Source organism: Blastococcus sp. URHD0036, from assembly GCF_000701365.1.
GTDB lineage: Bacteria > Actinomycetota > Actinomycetes > Mycobacteriales > Geodermatophilaceae > Trujillonella.
This window is the reverse complement of record NZ_JNIK01000015.1, coordinates 355,152-374,999: the sequence shown is the minus strand read 5'-3', so window position 1 is coordinate 374,999 and position 19,848 is coordinate 355,152. Positions and strand designations below refer to the sequence as shown.

The following is a 19,848-nucleotide window of genomic DNA, read 5'->3' as shown; positions in this document are numbered from 1 at the left end:
CTCACTCGATGCGCTCGCCGCACACCGGGGAGGCGTCCTCGACGGTCACGAACTCCTCGCCTTCCAGGGTCACGAAGTACGAGCACGACTCCGGCTGGTCGGCGATCGTGAAGTCGATAGGCCTGGGGAACAGTCCGCTGGCGTCGTAGGTGTCGTCGGCGTCCAGCGCGTCGATGAACTGCTGCTGGTCGGCGTCGCAGCCGGCGAGTTCGAGGCCGTGCAGGAACAGGTCGGCGTTGAACCACCCGGACGACATCGCGTAGCCGGGGATCCCCGATTCGATGCCCTGGTCGCGCACGGCGTTCGCCAGGCGCTCGGTCGCCTCGGTGCCCAGCGAGACCGGTGCGTAGCCGACGGAGAAGCTGACGCCCTGGGCGGCATCGATGGCCAGCGGGTTGCTGAGCAGGTCGTTGCCGTAGCCGGTGGCGGCGAGGACGCCCGCCATCTCCACGCCCTGCTGCTCGAGCCCCTGCACGACGGCCAGGGCGGTGTCGAAGGTGATCGGCAGGTAGAGGACGTCGGTGCCGGTGTCCTCCGTGCCGAGCACGATCGGGCCGACGTCGGTGCTGCCGATCTGCAGGTTGTCGTTGAGGTAGCCCACCTCGAGCCCGGCGGCCTCGGCCGAGTCGGCAGCTGCCTGCAGGGCGGCCTGGGAAGCGGGCACCGCGAACGCCACGCCGCCCATCGTGGTGCCGCCGATGGCCGCCATGTACTCACCGGTGATCGAGTAGACCGCCTCCGGGTCGGGCACCGGCTGGGCCGGGAACATGTTGTTGCCCGGCTCCCGCCACTCCGGGCTCTGGTCGGTGACGTCGCCCAGGACCGGGGTCCCGGCCGCCTGGGTGGTCAGGAACTGGGTGGCACCGAACAGGTTCGCGCTGCTGGACAGGATCGCGTAGACGTCCTCCTGCTGGACCAGCCGCTGCGCGGCGGTCAGCGCCCCCGACGGGGTGGACGCGTCGTCGCCGTCGACGATCTCGATGTCGACGGCGGCGCGCTCGCCGCCCTCCTCGCGGTAGGCGGCCAGCCGTGCCTCGACGCCGGTCCGGGCGGCCTCCCCGTAGGTCGCCGCCGCCGGGCCGCTCATCGGGGTGATCACGCCGATCTCGAGCGTCCGGGACCCGCCCCCGCCGCCGGGGGACGAGGTCCCCTCCTTCTCGTCGTCACTGCCGCAGGCCGACACGGCCAGCAGCAGGGCGCAGGTCGCGCCGACCGCCGTCAGGGTCCTCGTTCGCATGTGCAGTGCTCTCCTCGGGCTCGGCCGCGTCCGCGCCCACCGGTGGGGCGGGGCGTGGCGCCAGGGTGACAGCGGCCACACCGCGGCTGAACCCGACAAGTGGCGGGGAGAACCCGCCGTTCGGCGCTGGTCGCCGGTGCCGGCGCGGGCCAGGCTGGGGGCGCGGTCGCCGCCGACCGCCGTCGCGCTCGGAGGTCCCATGTCGCTCACGTCGTCCGCCGCGCCGGCCGCGGTCCCCGTCGACCCGGAGCTCGCCGCTGTCCTCGCCGCGTTCGCCGGGCTGCCCCCGATGACCGCCGAGATGATCCCGCTGCTGCGCCGGCCCAACCCGATGGCGCCGACGGACGCCGACCTCGCCGATGGCGGGCGGTTCACCGTGGAGGAGCGCGCGGTCCCCGGCCCGCAGGGCGCACCGGAGGTCAGGCTGCTGATCTGCCGCCCGACGGGCGCGGTCGCACCGGTCGGCGCGGTCTACTACATGCACGGCGGGGGGATGGTCCTCGGCGACAACCGCATGGGGGTGACCGAGCCCCTCGCGTGGGCCCGGGACCTCGGCCTCGCCGTCGTCTCCGTCGACTACCGGCTCGCCCCCGACACCCCGCACCCCGGGCCGGTCGAGGACTGCTACGCCGGCCTCGTCTGGACCGCCGCCGCGGCGGGGGAGCTGGGGATCGACCCCGACCGGATCGTCGTCGCGGGTACCAGTGCCGGCGGCGGGCTGGCGGCCGCCCTGGCGCTCATGGCGCGCGACCGCGGTGGCCCCGCGCTGGCCGGGCAGGTGCTGATGGCCCCGATGCTGGACGACCGCAACGACACGGTCTCCGCCGTGCAGATGGCCGGGCACGGGCTGTGGGACCGCGCCGCCAACGAGATGGGCTGGACCGCACTCCTCGGCGTCGACCGGGGTGGGCCGGACGTCTCGCCCTACGCGGCCCCGGCCCGCGCCGACGACCTCTCCGGGCTGCCCCCCGCGATCATCGACGTCGGGTCGGCGGAGACCTTCCGCGACGAGGACGTCGCCTACGCCGGCCGGCTGTGGGCGGCCGGGGGGCAGGCCGAGCTGCACGTGTGGCCGGGCGGTTTCCACGGCTTCGACACCGTCGCGCCGCAGGCCCAGATCTCCCAGGAGGCACAGGCCGCCCGGCTGCGGTGGCTGCGCCGGCAGCTGGCCCCCTGACCGCTGCGGCCCGTGCCGGCGGAGCGTGCTGGTCACCCGGTACCCGGCGGAGCACGATGAGCGCGTGAACGACCTCGCGCTCCGCCTCGCCGAGCTGGATCCGCAGGCCAGCGCGGCGGTCCGGGTCGTCGGTCACTTCGACTCGCTGATGACCTCGCGGGCGGGCCTGCAGTCGATCGTGCGTGGCGCGGCGACCCTGGCCGGCTGCCCCGTGCGGCTGGTCGACCCGCTCCGCAGGCGCACCGTCCGCGTGCGGGCCGACGGCGTGGTCGAAGCACCCGAGGAGGAGCCGGACGCGGCCTGGCCGTCGGCCGAGGTCTCCGCCGACGGTGCCGTCCTGGTGCTCGAGCGGACCGGACCCGTGGGCACCGTCGAGGCCGTCGTCCTGGAGCGCGCGGCCGCCGCGGCGGCCGCGGTCCTCGCCCGCACCCCCTCCCGCGGCCGGGGGCACGACCCGGCCCTGGTCGAGATGGTCCTGGACGCCGGGGTCGACGAGGCCGAGCGGCTGGCCGCCGCGCGCCGGCTGGGGCTGCCGGCGGCGTGCCGGGCCGTCGCGCCCTGGGGTGGCGCGGGTCTGGTCGTCGCCGCCGGTGAGGAGCCGCCACCCGGCCGGCGCGCCGGCATCGGGGACGTCGTCGCCCCCGCGGAGCTCCCGGCCTCGTGGGCCGCGGCCCGGCTGGCCCTGCGGCTCACCGCCGAGGGGACCGAGACCGATCCCGGGCCCCGCGTCGTCTCCGCGGAGTCGCTCGGGGCCCTCGCCCTGCTGGTCCGGGCGGCGGACGACGAACCGGGACCGCTGCCCGACGTCCGGACGCTGCACCGGGCGGCCGGTACCGCGCCGTGGGTCCTCGCCACCCTGGCCGCCGTCGTCGAGGCACCGAGCCTCCGGGGCGCCGCCCGCCTGCTGCAGGTGCACCACTCGACGCTGCAGGACCGGCTGGCCTCGGCCGAGGCGATGCTCGGGTGGGACCTCAAGACCGCGGAGGGACGGCTGCGCCTGCACCTGGCGCTCGCGCTGCGGCGGGCCGCCCGGGCCGAGGGCTCCCTGTGACGGCGGGCCTCTCGGAGCCGCTCAGCCGGTCCGGAGCTCGCTGAGCAGCCCGCGGACGCGGGCCTCGATCTCGTCCCGGATCGGGCGGACGGCGTCCACGCCCCTGCCGGCGGGGTCCTCGAGGGCCCAGTCCAGGTAGCGCTTGCCCGGGAAGACCGGGCAGGCGTCGCCGCAGCCCATGGTGATGACGACGTCGGAGGCCTCGACCGCGTCGGTCGTGAGGACCTTCGGGGTCTGGTCGGTGAGGTCGATGCCGACCTCGGCCATGGCCTCGACGGCGGCCGGGTTGACCTGGTCGGCGGGGATCGAGCCCGCCGAGCGGACGTCGACGGCGTCCCCGGCCAGGTGCCTCAGCCAGCCGGCGGCCATCTGGGAGCGGCCGGCGTTGTGCACGCACACGAACAGCACGCTGGGCTTGTCGGACACGGTCGACCTCTCGGTTGAGGGCGGGGTCAGGTGTGCGTCGCGGCGCCGGTGCCGTCGTGCGGCACCACGGCGGCGTCGGCGTCGGCGGCGATCCCCGGGTAGAGCACGCGGACGGCGGCCACGGCGACTGCGGCGCCGATCAGCTGCATGAGGACGAACATCGGCACCGAGGACGGGGCGATGCCGGCGAAGGTGTCCGACAGCGTCCGTGCCACGTCGATCATCGGGTTGGCGAACGACGTGCTGGAGCTCCAGAAGTAGGCCGCGGTGATGTACGCCCCGACCGCGAACGGCGCCATCGAGCTCCGGCCGGCCCGGACGAGCCCGAAGACCAGCACGACGAGTCCGAAGGTGGCCAGCGCCTCCGACAGCCAGAGACCGCCGGCGGAGCGCTCCTGGGTGGAGATGTTGACCGCGGGCAGGTCGAACATCAGGTTGGCCGCGATCGCGCCGAGGACCCCACCGGCCAGCTGTGCGGGGAGGTAGACGGCGACCTGGCTCGTGGAGACCCCGCCGAAGAACCGGTCGGCCAGGGTGACCACGGGGTTGAAGTGCCCGCCGGAGACCGGGCCGAAGGCGAGGATCAGCGCGACCAGGCCGGCACCGGTGACCAGGGCGTTCTCCAGCAGTTGCAGCCCGGTGTCGTCCGGGGACAGCCGGGAGGCGGCGATGCCCGAGCCGATCACGACGGTGACCAGACCCGCGGAGCCGAGGAACTCGGCGATCGCCTGGCGGCCCAGCAGGGTCAGTCGCACGGTCGCTCTCACCGCCGTCAGCAGCAGTCGGGGTCCAGGACCCGGACCACCGCGCCCAGTGCCTCCCGGTGCGCGCGGTAGAAGACGTTCATCCCGCGCCGCTCGCCGGAGACGAAGCCGGCCTTCCGCAGCTGGCCCAGGTGGTGGGAGACGGTCGCCTCGGTCAGCCCGACCGCCGGTGCCAGGTCGCAGGTGCACACCTCGTCCGCCGCCAGCAGCATCGACATCAGCCGCAGCCGGACGGGGTCGGCCAGCGCCTTCAGCCGCACCGCCACCTCGATCGCCGCGTCCTCGCCCATCGGAGCGGCGGCCACGGGCGCGCAGCAGACCGGCGCGGTGGCGTCGATGACGGGCAAGGCCTTGGGCATGCGTCGATCCTCGCACCTCCTTGACGTATGTCAAACACCTGGGCATGGTGAGGACCTCTTCGATGTACGTCTCACACCCGGAGGTCCGCATGTCCCGTGTCCAGCTCGCCCTCGACGTCGACGACCTCGAGACGGCCGTCGCCTTCTACAGCAAGCTCTTCGGCGCCGAGCCGGCCAAGCGCAGGCCCGGCTACGCGAACTTCGTCGTCAGCCAGCCGCCGCTGAAGCTGGTGCTGCTGGAGAACCCCGGCAGGGGCGGCAGCCTCAACCACCTCGGCGTCGAGGTCGAGTCCAGCGAGCAGGTGCACGCGGAGATCGCCCGCCTGTCGGGCGAGGGACTGCTCACCGACGAGGAGATGGGCACCACCTGCTGCTTCGCCACCCAGGACAAGGTCTGGGTGACCGGCCCGGGCGGCGAGCGGTGGGAGGTCTACACGGTGCTCGCCGACAGCGAGACTTTTGGGGCCGGCACGGAGGCCGGCGCAGCCGCCTGCTGCTGACCCGTGCCGGCCGCAGGTGCCGTCAGGTCTGCTGGAGCAGCGAGTGGCCGGCGAGGAAGGCGCTGACCTGGTCGACGACGTCCGCCGGCCGCTCGATGTGCACGCAGTGGCTGGAGCCGGGACCGGTGAGCAGCTCGAAGCGGGCACCCGGGATCGCGTCGGCGACCGTGCGCGCCTGCCAGGGCGGCGTCACCAGGTCCTGCTCCCCGACCAGCACCAGGGTGGGCGCGGTGATGCCGCCGAGCCGGTCGAGGGTGTCGTGCGCCAGGTCGGCGTCCCACTGTTCGACCGTGACCTGCATCTGCGCCTCGTCCTGCGGGAACGCCGGCAGCATCGCCCCGAGCATCTCGTCGAGGTCGGGGTGGTCGAGCAGCTGTGGGGAGAAGGCGAGTCCGGCCGTCGCCAGCGCCGTCTCCAGGTCCCGGTGCGCGTAGGGGTACCGCAGCGCGGTGAAGACCGACCGCTGGAAGCCGTCGCACCGGCCCCAGGTCGCGTACAGGACGGCGGTGGCGACCTGCTCCGGGTGGGCCAGTGCCAGCTCCTGCGCGACGGCCGAACCCAGCGACCAGCCCAGGACGTGCGCGCGCGGGATCTCCAGCGCCTCCAGCAGTGCCGACGCGTCCTCGGCCATCGACGCCACCGAGATCTCGCCCTCACCGCGCTCGCTTCCGCCGAGCCCGCGGTTGTCGAAGGCGATCACCCGGAACCGCTCGGACAGCCGCTGCACGAGCTCACCCCAGAGCAGGATCGACCCCGACGTCCCCATCACCATCAGCAGCGGTTCACCCTCACCGCTGATCTCGTGGTCGAGCGTCACTCCGGTCCGGACGGCGATCTGTGGCATGGGAGCTCCTCCGTCGAGCGGTGGACCCGGCGGGCACGTCGCCGGCCGGGGGAGTGGCGTCAGCGGTAGACGAGCGACCCGTCCTCGAGATCGGCCTTCGGGAGGATCTCCATCTCCGCGCCGTGCTCCAGCATGTGCGTCCACGGCTCCCGGTCGCCCTGCTTGAACAGCGCGTGCTGGGAGCGCATGACGTAGCCGGCGTTGAAGTCCTCCGGGTCCGACCACGGGCGCAGCTGCATGCCGGCGTCCTCGTCGCGCAGGGTCGGCACGACCATGGTCGCGTCCGCCAGCTGCATCCGCTCCATCAGCCGGATCACCAGATCGCTGACGAGGTCGACGCGCAGTGTCCAGCTGTGCCGGAAGTAGCCGAAGACGTAGGCCATGTTGGGGATGCCACTGATCATCAGGCCGCGCCACGTCACGCGGTCCGGGAACTCGACCTCTTCGCCGTCCACGGTGAAGGCGACGTCGCCGAACACCGACAGGTCGAAGCCCGTGGCGCTCACGACGACGTCGGCCTCGAGCTCCTCGCCCGAGGAGACCCGGATCCCGGTCTCGGTGAACGTCTCGATGGTGTCGGTGACGATCGACGCCGTGCCCTCCCGGAGGGCCGCGAACAGGTCGCCCTCCGGGACGATCGCGATGCGCTGCTGCCACGGCCGGTAGCGCGGGGTGAAGTGCTTCTCCACGTCGAAGCCCTCCGGCAGCAGCGGCTCCATGGACTCCATGAGGAACGTGTGGAGCTCGTCCGGCGCCTCGTGCGCCAGCCGGGCCAGCTCGTTGAACTGGGCGGTGTAGGCCCGCCGGAGGATCTCGTGGGTCCACTCCTCGGGGATCTCCAGCTGCCGCAGGGTCACCGCGAGCTCGTGCGTGAGCGGCGGGGCGAGGAAGTAGGACGGCGAACGCTGCAGCATCGTGACGTGCGCGGCCCGCCCGGCGATGGCGGGGATGATCGTCGCCGCGGTGGAGCCGGACCCGATGACGACGACGCGCTTGCCGGTGAGGTCGAGGTCCTGCGGCCACTGCTGGGGATGCACGACCAGACCCCGGAACCGGTCCATGCCCGCCCACTGCGGCCGGTGCGGCTGCGCGTGGTCGTAGTAGCCCTGGCACATCAACAGGAAGCCGGTGGTGAGCTCCAGCTCCTGACCGGTGTCCAGCTGGGTCACCCGGACGGTCCACCGCCGGTCCTCGGTCGACCAGGACGCCGCGGTGACCCGGTGCCGGTAGCGGATGTGCGGGGCGAGGTCGTCCTCGGCGATGACCTCGTCCAGGTAGTCGAGGATCTCGCCGCCGGCGGCGATGGAGGGGCCGCGCCAGGGCTTGAAGCGGTAGCCGTAGGTGAACAGGTCGCTGTCGGAGCGCACGCCCGGGTACCGGTGGGTCCACCACGTACCGCCCGGGTGGTCCTGCGCGTCCAGGAGGACGACGGACCGCTCCGGGAAGCGCTCCCGCAGGTGGTGCGCGGCGCCGATACCGGACACGCCCGCGCCGACGACGAGGACGTCGACGTGTTCCGGGGGAGCGGCGTTCCCGTCGCGCCGCGGGACGGTGCGCTGCTCGGTCGCGGTCACGGGCGCTCCCACCGGTGGTGCTGTGGTGTGGATCACAGACGCTACTCCCGGCGGTCGGCCGCCGTGCCAGGCTGCGATCCGGTGTCGCAGCCGACGACGAGGAGGACGCCGTGATCGAGGACGTGGTGGCCCGCTGGCACCGGTACGTGGCGGGGGAGGCACCGGGCGGGCTCGACGAGCTGCTCGCCGACGACGTCGTCTTCCACTCGCCGGTGGTCTTCACGCCGCAGCGCGGGAAGCCGGTGACGACCCAGTACCTGGCGGCGGCGTCGCGGACGCTGATCGGCGGGTCCGGGGGTGCGTTCACGTACACGAAGCAGGTGCTCGCCGGGGACACCGCGGTGCTCGAGTTCGAGACGACGGTGGACGGCCGGTACGTCAACGGCGTCGACATCATCCGCTGCGACGACGCGGGCCGGATCGTCGAGTTCCGGGTGATGCTGCGCCCGCTGCAGGGGATCCAGGCCGTGCACGAGGCGATGGGCCGGCTCCTGGCCGCCGGCGGCTGACGGGACCGAGCGGCGCTCATCCGGTGCGGGTGAGCCCGCGGCACCCCCGGACGGCGAGGGTCGTACCCGGGCCGCCGGACCCGCAGCAGACCTCGACGACGGAGACGCCCATGAAGGAGTCGACCGGGTCGCGCGACCGCGGCTCCGCAGCGATCAGGTACGAGTTCCTGCTGCCCGGACGGGTCTCGGAGGCGGCGTTGTCCGCCTTCCCGGAGCTGACCGCGCGGGCGAGCCCGATGGGCGGCACGGTGATGTTCGGACCGGTGGCCGACGGCGCACACCTGCACGGCCTGCTGGACCGCTTCCAGACCCTCGGGCTGACCGTCGTGGAGCTGCGGCAGCTCCCGGACTGACCGGCTAGAGCAGTCCCCACCGCCGCGCGGTGGCGACGGCGTCCCGGCGGTTCGCCGCGCCCAGCTTCTGGTAGATCGAGCGCACGTGGGTCTTGACCGTGTTCACCGAGACCTGGTGCCGCGCGGCGATCTCCTCCAGCGTCAGCTGCGCCGGCAGGTCGGTCAGCACGGTCAGTTCCCGGGGCGTGATGGGGACGACGGCGTGGTCGGCCCGCCCGCGGGCGGCCGCCCGGATCTGCCCGGCGACCCCGTCCAGCCGGCCGAAGCGGTCGGCGTTGTCGTCGAGCAGGCGGTCGACGCCCGGGACGTCGAGGAAGACGCGCAGGGCTCCGGAGTCGGCGCCCATCTGCAGCGCCGTGCGGAGCGCGTCCAGGCTGCGCGCGCTCTGCCCGGCCTGCTCGGCCAGCAGCGCCTCCAGCAGCCGGGCCTGCTGCAGGCCCAGCGGCATGAGGCAGGGCGTGCTGCCGTCGAGCACGGGGGCCAGGCGGTGGCGTGCGGCCTCCCACCGTCCCCGGGCCAGGTGCTCGGTCGTCGCGAGGACGGCGGCCTCGCCGACGGGGCCCAGCGGCTCGAGCCGAGCCTGCGCCTCCCGCGCCCAGTCCAGCCGGCCGGCCAGCCACGCGCACCGGTGCTCGTTGACGGCGAGGTGGACCACGAGCGGCGCGGACAGCGACTGCCCCCCGGCCGCGTCCCAGACGGCCCGGAGCCGGCGGCAGCCCTCCAGCGGGTCTGCGCCGTCCTCCACGTCGAGGAGCGCCAGGAGCGCCCGGCTCGACAGCAGCGTGTCGAGGTCCCCGGCGCCGTCCATGAGGGCCGCGGCCTGCTGGGCCAGGCCCCGGGCGACGGGGGCCTGCAGCTGCTGGCGGGCGCTGTGCGCGGCCAGCAGCATCGTGCCGGCGATCTCCAGCGTCCCGAGCAGCCCCGTCTCGCGCCCGCGCGTGATCGTCTCCTGGGCGAGGGCCCAGACCTGGCGGAACTGGCCGCGGGCCGCGACGAGCGCCGTCCGGTAGGCCCCGGCGCGCAGGGCCGCGTACGCGTTGCCGGACCGCACCGCCAGCGCGGCGGCGTCGGCCAGCTCGACCTCGGCCTCGTCGAGGCGGCCGGTCATGAGCAGGACGATGCCCCGGTTCAGCCCGACGAGGAGGGCCAGGTCGCCGTCCCCCTCCGGCCGGGCGGCGGCGCTGGCGGCCAGTGCCGCCGCGGAGGCGGCGAGGTCGTGCCGCGCGTGGTGCAGCGCCACCAGCGCGTCGAGCGGCTCCTCCGCCCCGGGGTCGGTTCCGTCGGCGGGCTCCGGAGCCGCCGGCAGCGAGTCGTGCACGGGGCGGCGCGGGGCGGGCACCCCGGTGGACTCCCCGAGCTCCAGGCGTGCCAGGTCGTCCAGCCTGCGGACGCCGGAGTCGGCCCGCACGGCCTCGGTCCCGGTGCCGATGACGGTGTGCAGGGCCCCGGCCCGCCCGTCGGCCAGGAGCCGCGGCCCCGTGGCGGTGAGCAGCTCCACGGCCAGTTCGTCGTCGCCCGAGCGGACGGCGTGGTCGACCGCCCAGGCGGACTCCCCGTGCTCGGCGAACCACGTCGCGGTGCGGCGGTGGGCCGCCGCGAGCGCCCCGGGGTCCGAGCGGCGCATCTCCGCGACGAGATAGCCCCGCAGGAGGGGGTGGATGCGGTACCAGCCCCCGGGGGTGCCGAGCCGCACGACGAGCACGTTGTCGCGGTACAGGTCCTCGAGCAGGTCCGTGGCCGACGGGTCCTCGGTGAGGGCGACGGCGAGCTCGGGGGTCAGCTGCTCGGGCACGGCGCAGGACCGCAGCAGCCGGTGCTCGCGCTCGCCGAGCCGGGCGAGGACCTCGGCGGCCAGGTAGTCGGCGACGGCGCGGTCGTCCCCGGCGAACTCCCGGACCACCCCGTGCGGGTCCTCGGCCCCCGCCAGCGCGAGCGCCGCCATGCGCACCCCGGCGGCCCAGCCCTCGGTCCGGTCGACGACCGTGCTGAGCTCGGTCTCGCCGAGGACCACCCCGTGGTGGGCGAGGACCCGGCGGACCTCCTCGCGGTCCAGCGCGAGGTCGCCGACCCGGATCTCGCGGAGGCGGCCCGACAGCCGCAGCCGGTGCAGCCCGAGCACGGGGTCCCGGCGGCTGGCCAGCACCGGGTGCAGGCCGTCGGGGAGCTGACCGAGCAGCGCCTCCAGGTCGGCCAGCACCTCGGGGGAGCGCAGCTCCTGCACGTCGTCGAGCAGCAGCCACACCGGGGTGCGCGCGGCCGCCAGCAGGCGGTCGAACTCGACCAGGCGGGGACGCCGGGGCTCGTCGGGGGCCTGGTCGGACGGGACCACGGGGTCGGCGCCGGAGGAGGCGATGGCGGTCTGGACAGCGCCGAACAGACCGGTCCAGAACAGCGCGCGGTCGTTGTCCTCCCGGTCGAGCGTGAGCCAGGCGACGGCCTCGCCGAGCGCGGTGCGGTGGCGCGCCCACCGCGCGAGGAGGGTGGTCTTGCCGGCCCCCGGGGGCGCCGACACCAGCGTCACCACGGTGTCCGTCGGCTCGGACGCCGTGCCCGGCGTCCCGTCGGGGTCCGGCATCGGGACGACGGGCCGGTCGAACAGCCACGTCCGGTCGATGACCGACCCGCTCAGTCGCGGCCGTCGCAGCTTGCTCTCCCGCACGCGGTTGTCCACATCGACCCCTTGCCCAGGACCTCGTCGTCTCCGATCCCCGTGGTGCTGCTCCGGCGGTCACCCCCCGAGGGGAGGGCAGCTGTCGAGGCAAGGGTTCCGCGGGCGCACTGTGCAATGCGTTCGATGCCGCCTGCCTCACCTGTCCTGGGTGAGACGGGCGGGGAGATGTGACCGAACGTGTGCGGAACCTTTCGCTGCGTAACCGTAGCGGTGAGTCGCCGTTTCCGCGAGCAGGGAGACACCCCGAGGCGTGGGCCACGTCACTGACCCTCCGTGAGCCCCTCGTTCCGGGCCGCTACAGTCCGTCACATGTTCCGCCGCTCGCTACCTGTTGTCGTCGCCGCGTTCGCCCTGTCCAGCTTGGCGGCCTGCTCCGACGATGCCTCCGACTCCTCTGATTCCTCCGACTCCAGCTCGACGGATGCGGCCGAGAGCTCCGCGGCCGAGGAGATCACCTGGGAACAGGTGGACGCCCCGGCCGAGTGCCAGTGCAGCGACGCCTCGGAGTTCCACTACTGGATCCACCGCGGCGACGCCGACCGTGTCGTGTTCTTCCTCGAGGGCGGCGGCGCCTGCTTCAGCGCCGAGACCTGCGCCCCCGGTGAGGGGGCGACCTTCACGCCGAACCTGTCCGAGAACGACGGCGAGCCCCGCGGGGACGCCGGCATCCTCGACCTCACCAACCCCGAGAACCCGCTCGCCGGGGCCAGCGTCGTCTACGTGCCGTACTGCACCGGCGACCTGCACCTGGGCACCGCGACGCACGACTACGGCAACGGCGTCGTCGTCCAGCACAAGGGCCGCACCAACGCCACCACCGCGCTGGAGACCATGGCGCAGGAGTTCCCCGACGCCGAGCAGGTGATCGTGCTGGGGCAGAGCGCCGGCTCGGCCGGCGCGCCGCTCTACGGCGGCCTGGCGCACGACGTGCTGCCCGACGCCCAGATCACGGTGATCGCCGACGCCTCCGGCGCCTACCCCGGCGACGAGGCCATCACCACGGTCATCGGCGGGCTGTGGGGCATCTTCGACGGGCTGCCGGACTGGCCGGAGGCCGCCGGCGACCCGCCCGCCGCGTGGTCGCTGCCGGCGCTGTTCGTCCAGACCAGCGAGCACGTGCCCGGGATCGTGCAGGCGACGATCAACACCGAGGACGACGAGGTGCAGCGCAAGTTCTCCGACCTCATCGGGTTCTCCGAGACCCCGCTGGTGGAGCTGATCGACGCGAACAACGCGTTCATCGAGAGCTCCGGTGTGGACCTCGACTCCTGGGTCAGCCCCGGGACGACGCACGTCCTCTCGGCCCGCGACGAGCTCTACGAGACCGAGGTCGACGGCACCCGCCTGATCGACTGGCTCTCCGACGTCCTGGCCGGCGACGACGTCGAGGACGTCCACAGCTGACCGACCGCGACCCACCGACACGGGGGCCGTCCCGGAGCGATCCGGGGCGGCCCCCGACGTCGTCCGGTGCGCTTACTTTGCACCGTGTAGCTCTGGCTCCTATCGTCCCCCGCGATGTGGCCCACACCACATCGCCCGGACCTGCGCCGGGCATCCTCCTCGTGCACCCGGCCCGCCGGGGGAGGGACGACCATGAGCTCCACGACCGCTCCGTTGCGTCGAGACGACGAACCGGCGGCACCACGCCGGTCCGGGATCTGGAACCGGCAGCTGCCGCACTACCCCGAGAACGGGCCCCGCTCGATCTACCTGGGCATCACCGTGCTGGCCACGGTGGTCCTGTACTACGAGCTCTACGTCGGCGGCTCGGTCGCCACGCGGATCATCGCCGACCTCGGTTTCTCGTTCACCTTCTACGTCTTCGTCTCGGTCATCGGGAACCTGGTGGGCGCCTTCGCCTCGCTGTTCGCCGGTCTCGCCGACCGGTGGGGCCGGGCCAACCTCGTGGTCTACGGGTTGCTCCTCACCGGCCTGATCACCCTGTTCGGGCTCCCGCACGCGCCGAACAAGGGCACGTTCACCGTGCTCTTCGCGATCCTGAGCTTCGTGGAGGGCGTCGTCCTCGTGGCGACGCCGGCGCTGATCCGGGACTTCTCGCCGCAGGTCGGACGCGGCGTGGCCATGGGCTTCTGGACGCTCGGCCCGGTGCTCGGCAGCCTCGTGGTGACCCTGGTGTCGAGCAACACCCTCGACACCCACGACAACTGGCGCTTCCAGTTCTACGTCTGCGGGATCGCCGGCCTGGTCGTGTTCGTCATCGCGTTCTTCGGGCTGAAGGAGCTGTCTCCTGCGCTCCGCGACCAGCTGATGGTGAGCATGCGCGACCGCGCGCTGATCGAGGCCCGGGCCGCCGGGATCGACCCGGAGAAGGCCCTGAAGGGCCACTGGCGGCAGATGCTGCGCTTCGACGTCATCGGCTCGGCCTTCGCTATCAGTGTCTTCCTGCTGCTCTACTACATCCTCGTCGGCTTCACCGTCGTCTACTTCGCCACGGTGTACGGCTACACCGAGCAGCAGGCGAACTCGCTGGCCAACTGGTACTGGATCACCAACGCGATCGCGCTGGTGGTGACCGGGGTGCTCACCGACCGGTTCCGCGTGCGCAAGCCGTTCATGATCGTCGGGGCGCTGATCGGCCTGGTGGGCTCGATCCTGTTCGCCTTGTCGGCGACCGACGAGCAGAGCTACCACACGATCGCGTTCTACTTCGTGCTCGCCGCGGCCGGTGGCGGCATGGCCTACGTGGCGTGGATGGCGAGCTTCACCGAGACCGTGGAGCGGCACAACCCGGCTGCCACGGCCACCGGGCTCGCCGTCTGGGGCTGGACCCTGCGGATCGTGGTGACCGTCTCGCTGGCGGTGTTCACCCTCGTCGTCCCCGCCACCTCGATCCTGGTGGACAAGGCGCCGGCCATCCAGGAGATGCAGGCCGACCACCCGGAGGAGTTCGAGGTCATCACGAACGTCGACCAGGACCTCGTCGCGAACGTCCAGGCCGATCCGACCGACGCCGACTCCCTGGGCCGGCTGCTGGGTCAGGTCGCGGCGGTCGAGGGTGCCGACGCCGACACGGTGCAGAGCATCGAGTCCGTGTCGGAGGAGGTCGTGACGGCGCAGGCCATCGACCCGGACACCCTCGCCGCTCTCCAGGCCGACTCCGGCGACGCGACGGCGATCGGCGAGGCCCTCGGCCAGATCCAGGAGAACCTGGACGTCGACTCGGCCACCGCGCTCGAGCGGCTCATCGCCGTGGGGAGCGCCGACCAGGACGCCCTGGCCGCCGCGGCCGAGGCCGGCGCGACGCTCCAGGCGGCCCCGGCCGTCTTCAGCCAGGAGCAGCTGGACAACCTCGCCGCCAACGGCCAGGAGGTCGCCGACGCGGTGGAGGACAACCCCGGTCAGTGGCAGACCTGGTGGTGGGTCTGCATCGCCGGGCAGATCGTCTTCATCCCGTTCGTGTTCGTCATGGCCGGGCGCTGGAGCCCGCGCCGGGCGCGGCAGGACGAGCAGGTGCACGAGGAGAAGGTGCAGCGCGAGCTGGCGGCGCTGCGCGGCGAGAGCTGAGGCCCGTCGTCCCCGGGCTCACCCGCGCGCGCGGGTGAGCCCGGAGACGACGAAGTCCCGGTAGTAGGCGACCACCTGCTGCCGGGGCACGTCGGGGCGGGTCAGCCACCACCGCCCCAGCTGCTCGCCGACACCGCTGATCGCGTGGGCGTAGGCGCCGAGCCGGTCGGGGTCGGCGTCCGGGGCGAACCGCCGGGCCACCGCCGCGATCCGCTCGATCGTGCCGGCCCGCAGGTCCTCCAGCCGCCGGGCCAGCGGCTCGGCCAGCGCGGAGCTCGGGTTGAACAGCACCGCCCAGCGGCGGGGGTCGCGCTCGAGGATCCCGAAGAAGGCGTCGCCCCCGCACTCGAGCACGTCGGCCAGCGCGTCCACCTGCCCCGACGGCTGCAGTGCGTCGAGCCGGTCCTCCAGCTCGCGGCGGGCCCGCCGCACGCACGAGTAGAAGAGGTCCTCCTTCGTCGCGTGGTGGTCGTAGACCACGGGGCGGGTGACACCGGCCGCCCGGGCCACGTCCTCCATCGACGTGCCCTCGAACCCCTGGTCGGCGAAGAGCCGCTCGGCCACGTCGAGCAGCTGCTCTGCCCGCTGGTCCCGCGACAGGCGGGTGCGCCGCGGCGGGGTCGCCGGTCGCGTGGCCGTCATCCCCGCATTCTGCTGCTCCCGGGGACCGCGTGCTGTTCGTGCGCGCGCCCGGCCGCGTGCGCGGCGTGACCTCGCGCGGGCCCGGCGGACCGGCGGCGGCACCGGAGCTTGTCAGCCTGTGACGACTGTTACAGACTTGCCGAACTGTCGATGGATCGCGGTCCGGGATCTCCGGCGCGGCGCGACGTCGTCCGACCTGTGGGAGCAAGTACATGACAGCGGTGCAGAGCGAGTCCGGGGTCCTGGCCGGTGAGGAGCGGATCCTCATCGACGGCGAGCTGGTGGAGACCGCCAGCGGTGCCAAGTTCGACGTGGAGAACCCGGCACTCGGTGAGATCGCCGGCCAGTGCACCGACGGAACCGCCGCCGACGTCGACCGTGCCGTGAAGGCCGCCCGGCGGGCGTTCGAGCAGACGAAGTGGAAGCACGACGTCGAGTTCCGCTACCACTGCCTGATGCAGCTCCACCGCGCGCTCGAGGAGGAGCAGGAGCGGCTGCGCCGGATCGTCGTCACCGAGACCGGCACCCCGCTGCTGGGCACCCACGGCATCCAGATCGCGCACCCGGTCGAGGAGTCGGGGTACTGGCCGGAGTTCGGGCGCTCCTTCGAGTACCTGCGCGAGATCGGCACCGACACGGCGATGGGCATGAGCTCGCGCCGGATCACCCAGTACGACCCGATCGGCGTCGTCGCGGCCATCACGCCGTGGAACACCCCGCTCTACCTGAACGTCGCCGAGTCCGTGCCGCCGCTCATGGCGGGCAACGCCGTCGTGCTCAAGCCGGCGCAGCTCACCCCCTGGATGGGCACCGAGCTCGGCCGCATCGTGGCCGAGAAGACCGACATCCCGCCGGGCATCTTCAACGTCGTCGTGGGCGAGTCCAACGAGGTCGGCGCCGCGCTGGCGTCGCACCCCGACGTCGACATGGTCACCTTCACCGGCTCCACCGCGGTCGGCCGCTCGATCCTCGCCGCGGGCGCCTCCACGGTGAAGAAGGTCATGCTCGAGCTCGGCGGCAAGTCCAGCCTGATCGCGCTCGACGACGCCGACCTGATGGCGGTCCTGCCCACCGCTGCCGGCACCGCCTGCTTCAACTCCGGCCAGAGCTGCACGCTGGCCAGCCGCATCCTGCTGCCGCGCTCCCGCTACGAGGAGGGCATCGCGATCCTCAAGGGCGCCATGGAGATGATGCCGTACGGCGACCCGTGGGACATGAACAACATCCAGGGTGCGCAGATCAGCCGGATCCAGCAGCAGAAGGTGCTCGGGCTGATCCAGGCCGGCATCGAGTCCGGCGCGCGCCTGGTCACCGGCGGCAAGGCCCCCGAGGGTCTGCCGGGCTACTTCACGATGCCCACGGTGCTCGCCGACGTCGACCCCAAGTCGCGGATCGGCCAGGAGGAGATCTTCGGTCCGGTCCTCACGGTGACGCCGTACGACACCGAGGAGGAGGCGATCGCCATCTCCAACGACACCATCTACGGCCTGTCCGGCGAGGTCGCCAGCGCCGACGAGGACCGCGCGCTGAAGGTGGCCCTGCAGATGCGCGCCGGCACGATGGTCGTCAACGGCGGCTCGTACTTCGGCCTCAGGACCCCGCTCGGCGGCTACAAGCAGAGCGGCCTGGGCCGGCGCAACGGCCACTGGGGCTTCGAGGAGTACATGGAGATCAAGGCCATCGGCCTGCCGATCCGCGACGGCGAGCCCAGCGGCCCGCGGGTCGTCGACTAGTCGAAGGACCCCCTCCTCCCCACGCCACGCTCCGCGCGGCGCGGGCCCCTGGAGGGGGCCGAGCGGCCCCGGTGGGATCCCCACCGGGGCCGTTCGGCGTCGGGGGGCTTGTCCGCCGGGACGGTCACGGGCAGGGTGTGATGCACACCACACCCTGGGTCGAGCCATCGCGGAGGGCACCGTGGAAGCACATGTCGGAGACCGGATCGTCGTCCGCTCCACCCACACCGGCGAACCCGAACGGACGGGCCGGGTGCTCGAGTGCCACGAGCCCGGCGGGGGCCCGCCGTACCGGGTCGAGTGGGAACCGGACGGGCACACCGGCCTGTTCTTCCCGGCCGGGAACGCCACCGTCGTCCACGAGCACGCCTGAGGCCCGCGGATGGCCAAGGACACGGCGCCGGCGCCAGAGCCGCGAGCCGCCGAGCGGGTGCGCGACGTGGCCCTCGTCGGCCACGCCGGAGCGGGCAAGACGACCCTCGCCGAGGCACTGCTGGTCGCCGCGGGCGCGCTCCCGCGGGCCGGCCGGGTCGAGGACGGCACGACCTGTCTGGACAGCGAGGAGGTGGAGGTCCGCCAGCAGCGCTCGGTGAGCCTCGGCGTCGCCACCGTCGAGCACGCCGGCCATCGCATCACGCTGCTGGACACCCCCGGGTCGCCGGACTCGGTGGGCGAGCTGCGGGCCGGTCTGCGGGCCGCGGACGCCGCGCTGTTCGTCGTCTCGGCCGCCGGCGGGGTCGACGCCGCGACCGTGCAGCTGTGGCAGGAGTGCGCGACCGTCGGCCTGCCGCGCGCGGTCGTGCTCACCCAGCTCGACCGCTCCCGGGCCGACGTCGACGACACCGTGCGCGCCTGCCAGACGATGCTGGGGGAAGGGGTCTTCCCGCTGCACCTGGTGCAGCGGGGGGCCGACGGCGGCGTCCGGGGCCTGGTGTCGCTGCTGGAGCCGCACCCCGAGGCGGCCGGGGTCCCCGGGCTGGGTGGCAGCGAGGCCGACCGGCTGCGCGCCGAGCTGATCGAGGCGGTGATCGGCGAGAGCGAGGACGAGACGCTCATGGACCGCTACCTCGCCGGGGAGGAGCTCCTCGTCGCCGATCTGGTCGCCGACCTGGAGACCGCCGTCGCCCGCGGCCACTTCCACCCCGTGCTGTGCGTCGCGCCCCTGACCGGCGTCGGCGTCCCGGAGCTGCTCGACCTGCTCGTCGCCGCCTTCCCGTGCCCCCGGGAGCACGGCTGCCCGGTCGTCACCCGGCCCGACGGCCGCCCGGCACCGGCCCTCGCCTGCGATCCGGACGGGCCACTGGTGGCCGAGGTGGTGAAGACGACGACCGACCCCTACCTGGGCCGGGTCTCCCTGGTGCGCGTCTTCTCCGGCACGCTCCGCCCGGACACGCCCGTGCACGTCTCCGGCCACGGCCTCGCCGACCGCGGCCACCCCGACCACGACGTCGACGAGCGGATCGGGGCGATCTCCTCGCCGCTCGGTGCCGCCCTGCGTCCGGTGGCCGCCTGTCCCGCCGGGGACGTGTGCGCGGTCGCGCGGCTGTCCTCGGCCGAGACCGGCGACACCCTCTCCGACCCCGGCGACCCGTACCTGATGGCGCCCTGGGAGCTGCCGGTGCCGCAGCACCCGGTCGCGGTGGAGGCGGCCTCGCGCACGGACGAGGACCGGCTGGCCACCGCCCTGGGCCGGCTCGCGGCCGAGGACCCGACCGTGCGCGTCGAGCGCCCGCAGAGCACCGGCCAGCTGTTGCTGTGGTGCGTGGGGGAGGGGCACGCCGAGGTGCTCCTGGACCGGCTGCGGACCCGGCACGGTGTGGCGGTCACGACGGTCCCCGTCCGGGTGCCGCTGGTGGAGACCCTCGCCGGCCCGGTCCGGGTCACCGGCCGCCTCGTGAAGCAGTCCGGCGGCCACGGCCAGTACGCCGTCGTCGTGGTGGAGGCAGCGCCGGCGCCCCCGGGCGAGGGGGTCGTCTTCGAGCAGCGGATCGTCGGCGGCACCGTGCCCGGCCAGTTCCACGGCAGCGTGGAGAAGGGCATCCGCGCGCAGGCCGCCCGCGGGGTGACCGGGGACCGCCCGATGGTCGACGTCCACGTGACCCTGGTCGACGGCAAGGCCCACTCGGTCGACTCCTCCGACGCGGCCTTCCAGTCCGCCGGCGCCCTCGCCCTGCGCGCGGCCGCCGCCGCGGCCGGCACGAAGGTGCTCGAGCCCTGGTGCGAGATCGCCGTCGTCGTGCCCGGCGAGTACGTCGGACCGGTCATGAGCGACCTGTCGTCGCGCCGGGCCCGCGTCACCGGCACCGAGGCCGACCCGGCGCGGGACCGGACCACGGTGCGCGCGGAGATCCCCGAGATCGAACTGCTGCCCTACGCCGGGGCGCTGCGGTCGGTCTCCCACGGCACCGGCTCGTTCACCCGGGAACAGCTGGGCTACGAACCGGCCCCGGCCTCGCGGGTGGCGGTGCCCGTCTAGCGCA

Annotated in this window: 18 protein-coding genes; 10 read left to right on the top strand and 8 right to left on the bottom strand. The window is 73.7% G+C overall.

Annotation, left to right across the window (positions count from 1 at the left end):
- Window position 1 precedes the first annotated feature (1 nt).
- Window positions 2-1,237, bottom strand: a complete 1,236-nt coding sequence (locus N555_RS0116100; protein ID WP_034510827.1) for an ABC transporter substrate-binding protein — start codon at window positions 1,235-1,237, stop codon at window positions 2-4.
- Between the two features lie 199 nt (window positions 1,238-1,436).
- Here N555_RS0116100 and N555_RS0116095 point away from each other — a divergent pair, with 199 nt between their 5' ends.
- Together N555_RS0116095 and N555_RS0116090 are read left to right on the top strand one after the other, a co-directional pair.
- Window positions 1,437-2,414 (top strand): alpha/beta hydrolase, encoded by a 978-nt coding sequence (locus N555_RS0116095; protein ID WP_029432524.1) that lies wholly within the window; start codon window positions 1,437-1,439, stop codon window positions 2,412-2,414.
- A gap of 64 nt (window positions 2,415-2,478) precedes the next feature.
- On the top strand, window positions 2,479-3,465 hold the full coding sequence (locus N555_RS0116090; protein ID WP_029432523.1) for a helix-turn-helix domain-containing protein: 987 nt from the start codon (window positions 2,479-2,481) through the stop codon (window positions 3,463-3,465).
- Between the two features lie 21 nt (window positions 3,466-3,486).
- On the opposite strand, the gene N555_RS0116085 is transcribed toward N555_RS0116090, so the two are convergent.
- From N555_RS0116085 to N555_RS28800, 3 genes are read right to left on the bottom strand one after another with little or no spacing between them, the layout of a single operon-like run.
- Window positions 3,487-3,891: an arsenate reductase ArsC gene (locus N555_RS0116085; RefSeq protein ID WP_029432522.1), complete on the bottom strand. Its 405-nt coding sequence runs from the start codon at window positions 3,889-3,891 to the stop codon at window positions 3,487-3,489.
- 26 nt (window positions 3,892-3,917) lie between these two features.
- Window positions 3,918-4,646 (bottom strand): aquaporin, encoded by a 729-nt coding sequence (locus N555_RS0116080; RefSeq protein ID WP_231502821.1) that lies wholly within the window; start codon window positions 4,644-4,646, stop codon window positions 3,918-3,920.
- A gap of 17 nt (window positions 4,647-4,663) precedes the next feature.
- Complete coding sequence (locus tag N555_RS28800) at window positions 4,664-5,014, bottom strand: Rv2640c family ArsR-like transcriptional regulator (RefSeq protein ID WP_029432520.1); 351 nt, start codon at window positions 5,012-5,014, stop codon at window positions 4,664-4,666.
- An 89-nt stretch (window positions 5,015-5,103) separates the two neighbouring features.
- On the opposite strand from N555_RS28800, the gene N555_RS0116070 reads away from it, so the two are divergent.
- Complete coding sequence (locus N555_RS0116070) at window positions 5,104-5,514, top strand: ArsI/CadI family heavy metal resistance metalloenzyme (protein WP_034511111.1); 411 nt, start codon at window positions 5,104-5,106, stop codon at window positions 5,512-5,514.
- A 22-nt stretch (window positions 5,515-5,536) separates the two neighbouring features.
- On the opposite strand, the gene N555_RS0116065 is transcribed toward N555_RS0116070, so the two are convergent.
- Together N555_RS0116065 and N555_RS0116060 are read right to left on the bottom strand one after the other, a co-directional pair.
- Window positions 5,537-6,358 carry an alpha/beta fold hydrolase gene (locus N555_RS0116065; RefSeq protein ID WP_029432518.1) on the bottom strand — a complete coding sequence of 274 codons (822 nt, stop codon included), beginning with the start codon at window positions 6,356-6,358 and terminating at the stop codon, window positions 5,537-5,539.
- A 59-nt stretch (window positions 6,359-6,417) separates the two neighbouring features.
- The gene (locus N555_RS0116060) at window positions 6,418-7,932 is read right to left on the bottom strand and encodes a flavin-containing monooxygenase (protein ID WP_029432517.1); all 1,515 of its coding nucleotides are present in this window, start codon (window positions 7,930-7,932) and stop codon (window positions 6,418-6,420) included.
- 110 nt (window positions 7,933-8,042) lie between these two features.
- Here N555_RS0116060 and N555_RS0116055 point away from each other — a divergent pair, with 110 nt between their 5' ends.
- The gene (locus N555_RS0116055) at window positions 8,043-8,441 is read left to right on the top strand and encodes a nuclear transport factor 2 family protein (protein ID WP_029432516.1); all 399 of its coding nucleotides are present in this window, start codon (window positions 8,043-8,045) and stop codon (window positions 8,439-8,441) included.
- Between the two features lie 110 nt (window positions 8,442-8,551).
- A complete protein-coding gene (locus tag N555_RS0116050) occupies window positions 8,552-8,794 on the top strand; it encodes a hypothetical protein (RefSeq protein ID WP_034510824.1) in 243 nt (80 codons plus the stop codon).
- A 4-nt stretch (window positions 8,795-8,798) separates the two neighbouring features.
- Here N555_RS0116050 and N555_RS0116045 read toward each other — a convergent pair whose 3' ends face one another.
- Complete coding sequence (locus tag N555_RS0116045; protein ID WP_156036389.1) at window positions 8,799-11,453, bottom strand: LuxR C-terminal-related transcriptional regulator; 2,655 nt, start codon at window positions 11,451-11,453, stop codon at window positions 8,799-8,801.
- A 321-nt stretch (window positions 11,454-11,774) separates the two neighbouring features.
- Between N555_RS0116045 and N555_RS0116040 the strand changes: the two genes are divergently transcribed.
- Both N555_RS0116040 and N555_RS0116035 read left to right on the top strand, forming a co-directional pair.
- The gene (locus N555_RS0116040; RefSeq protein ID WP_081866270.1) at window positions 11,775-12,869 is read left to right on the top strand and encodes a pectin acetylesterase-family hydrolase; all 1,095 of its coding nucleotides are present in this window, start codon (window positions 11,775-11,777) and stop codon (window positions 12,867-12,869) included.
- Between the two features lie 192 nt (window positions 12,870-13,061).
- Complete coding sequence (locus N555_RS0116035; protein ID WP_034510820.1) at window positions 13,062-14,993, top strand: MFS transporter; 1,932 nt, start codon at window positions 13,062-13,064, stop codon at window positions 14,991-14,993.
- A gap of 18 nt (window positions 14,994-15,011) precedes the next feature.
- On the opposite strand, the gene N555_RS0116030 is transcribed toward N555_RS0116035, so the two are convergent.
- Entirely contained in the window at window positions 15,012-15,635 is a 624-nt protein-coding gene (locus N555_RS0116030) for a TetR/AcrR family transcriptional regulator (protein WP_029432511.1), read from the bottom strand.
- A gap of 212 nt (window positions 15,636-15,847) precedes the next feature.
- On the opposite strand from N555_RS0116030, the gene N555_RS0116025 reads away from it, so the two are divergent.
- The 3 genes from N555_RS0116025 to N555_RS0116010 all read left to right on the top strand — a co-directional run bounded on the left by N555_RS0116025 (window position 15,848) and on the right by N555_RS0116010 (window position 19,844).
- Window positions 15,848-17,368, top strand: coding sequence for an aldehyde dehydrogenase family protein (locus tag N555_RS0116025; protein ID WP_051684134.1), 1,521 nt, complete (start codon window positions 15,848-15,850; stop codon window positions 17,366-17,368).
- Window positions 17,369-17,549: 181 nt separating this feature from the next.
- Window positions 17,550-17,741: a DUF1918 domain-containing protein gene (locus N555_RS0116015; protein WP_029432509.1), complete on the top strand. Its 192-nt coding sequence runs from the start codon at window positions 17,550-17,552 to the stop codon at window positions 17,739-17,741.
- A gap of 9 nt (window positions 17,742-17,750) precedes the next feature.
- Entirely contained in the window at window positions 17,751-19,844 is a 2,094-nt protein-coding gene (locus tag N555_RS0116010) for an elongation factor G-like protein EF-G2 (RefSeq protein WP_029432508.1), read from the top strand.
- Window positions 19,845-19,848: the final 4 nt, after the last annotated feature.

Bases quoted from the DNA above. Each gene is read 5' to 3' on its own strand.
- N555_RS0116100 (WP_034510827.1), bottom strand. From the start codon at position 1,237: ATGCGAACGAGGACCCTGACGGCGGTCGGCGCGACCTGCGCCCTGCTG.
- N555_RS0116095 (WP_029432524.1), top strand. From the start codon at position 1,437: ATGTCGCTCACGTCGTCCGCCGCGCCGGCCGCGGTCCCCGTCGACCCG.
- N555_RS28800 (WP_029432520.1), bottom strand. From the start codon at position 5,014: ATGCCCAAGGCCTTGCCCGTCATCGACGCCACCGCGCCGGTCTGCTGC.
- N555_RS0116070 (WP_034511111.1), top strand. From the start codon at position 5,104: ATGTCCCGTGTCCAGCTCGCCCTCGACGTCGACGACCTCGAGACGGCC.
- N555_RS0116065 (WP_029432518.1), bottom strand. From the start codon at position 6,358: ATGCCACAGATCGCCGTCCGGACCGGAGTGACGCTCGACCACGAGATC.
- N555_RS0116050 (WP_034510824.1), top strand. From the start codon at position 8,552: ATGAAGGAGTCGACCGGGTCGCGCGACCGCGGCTCCGCAGCGATCAGG.
- N555_RS0116040 (WP_081866270.1), top strand. From the start codon at position 11,775: ATGTTCCGCCGCTCGCTACCTGTTGTCGTCGCCGCGTTCGCCCTGTCC.
- N555_RS0116035 (WP_034510820.1), top strand. From the start codon at position 13,062: ATGAGCTCCACGACCGCTCCGTTGCGTCGAGACGACGAACCGGCGGCA.
- N555_RS0116030 (WP_029432511.1), bottom strand. From the start codon at position 15,635: ATGACGGCCACGCGACCGGCGACCCCGCCGCGGCGCACCCGCCTGTCG.
- N555_RS0116025 (WP_051684134.1), top strand. From the start codon at position 15,848: ATGACAGCGGTGCAGAGCGAGTCCGGGGTCCTGGCCGGTGAGGAGCGG.
- N555_RS0116010 (WP_029432508.1), top strand. From the start codon at position 17,751: ATGGCCAAGGACACGGCGCCGGCGCCAGAGCCGCGAGCCGCCGAGCGG.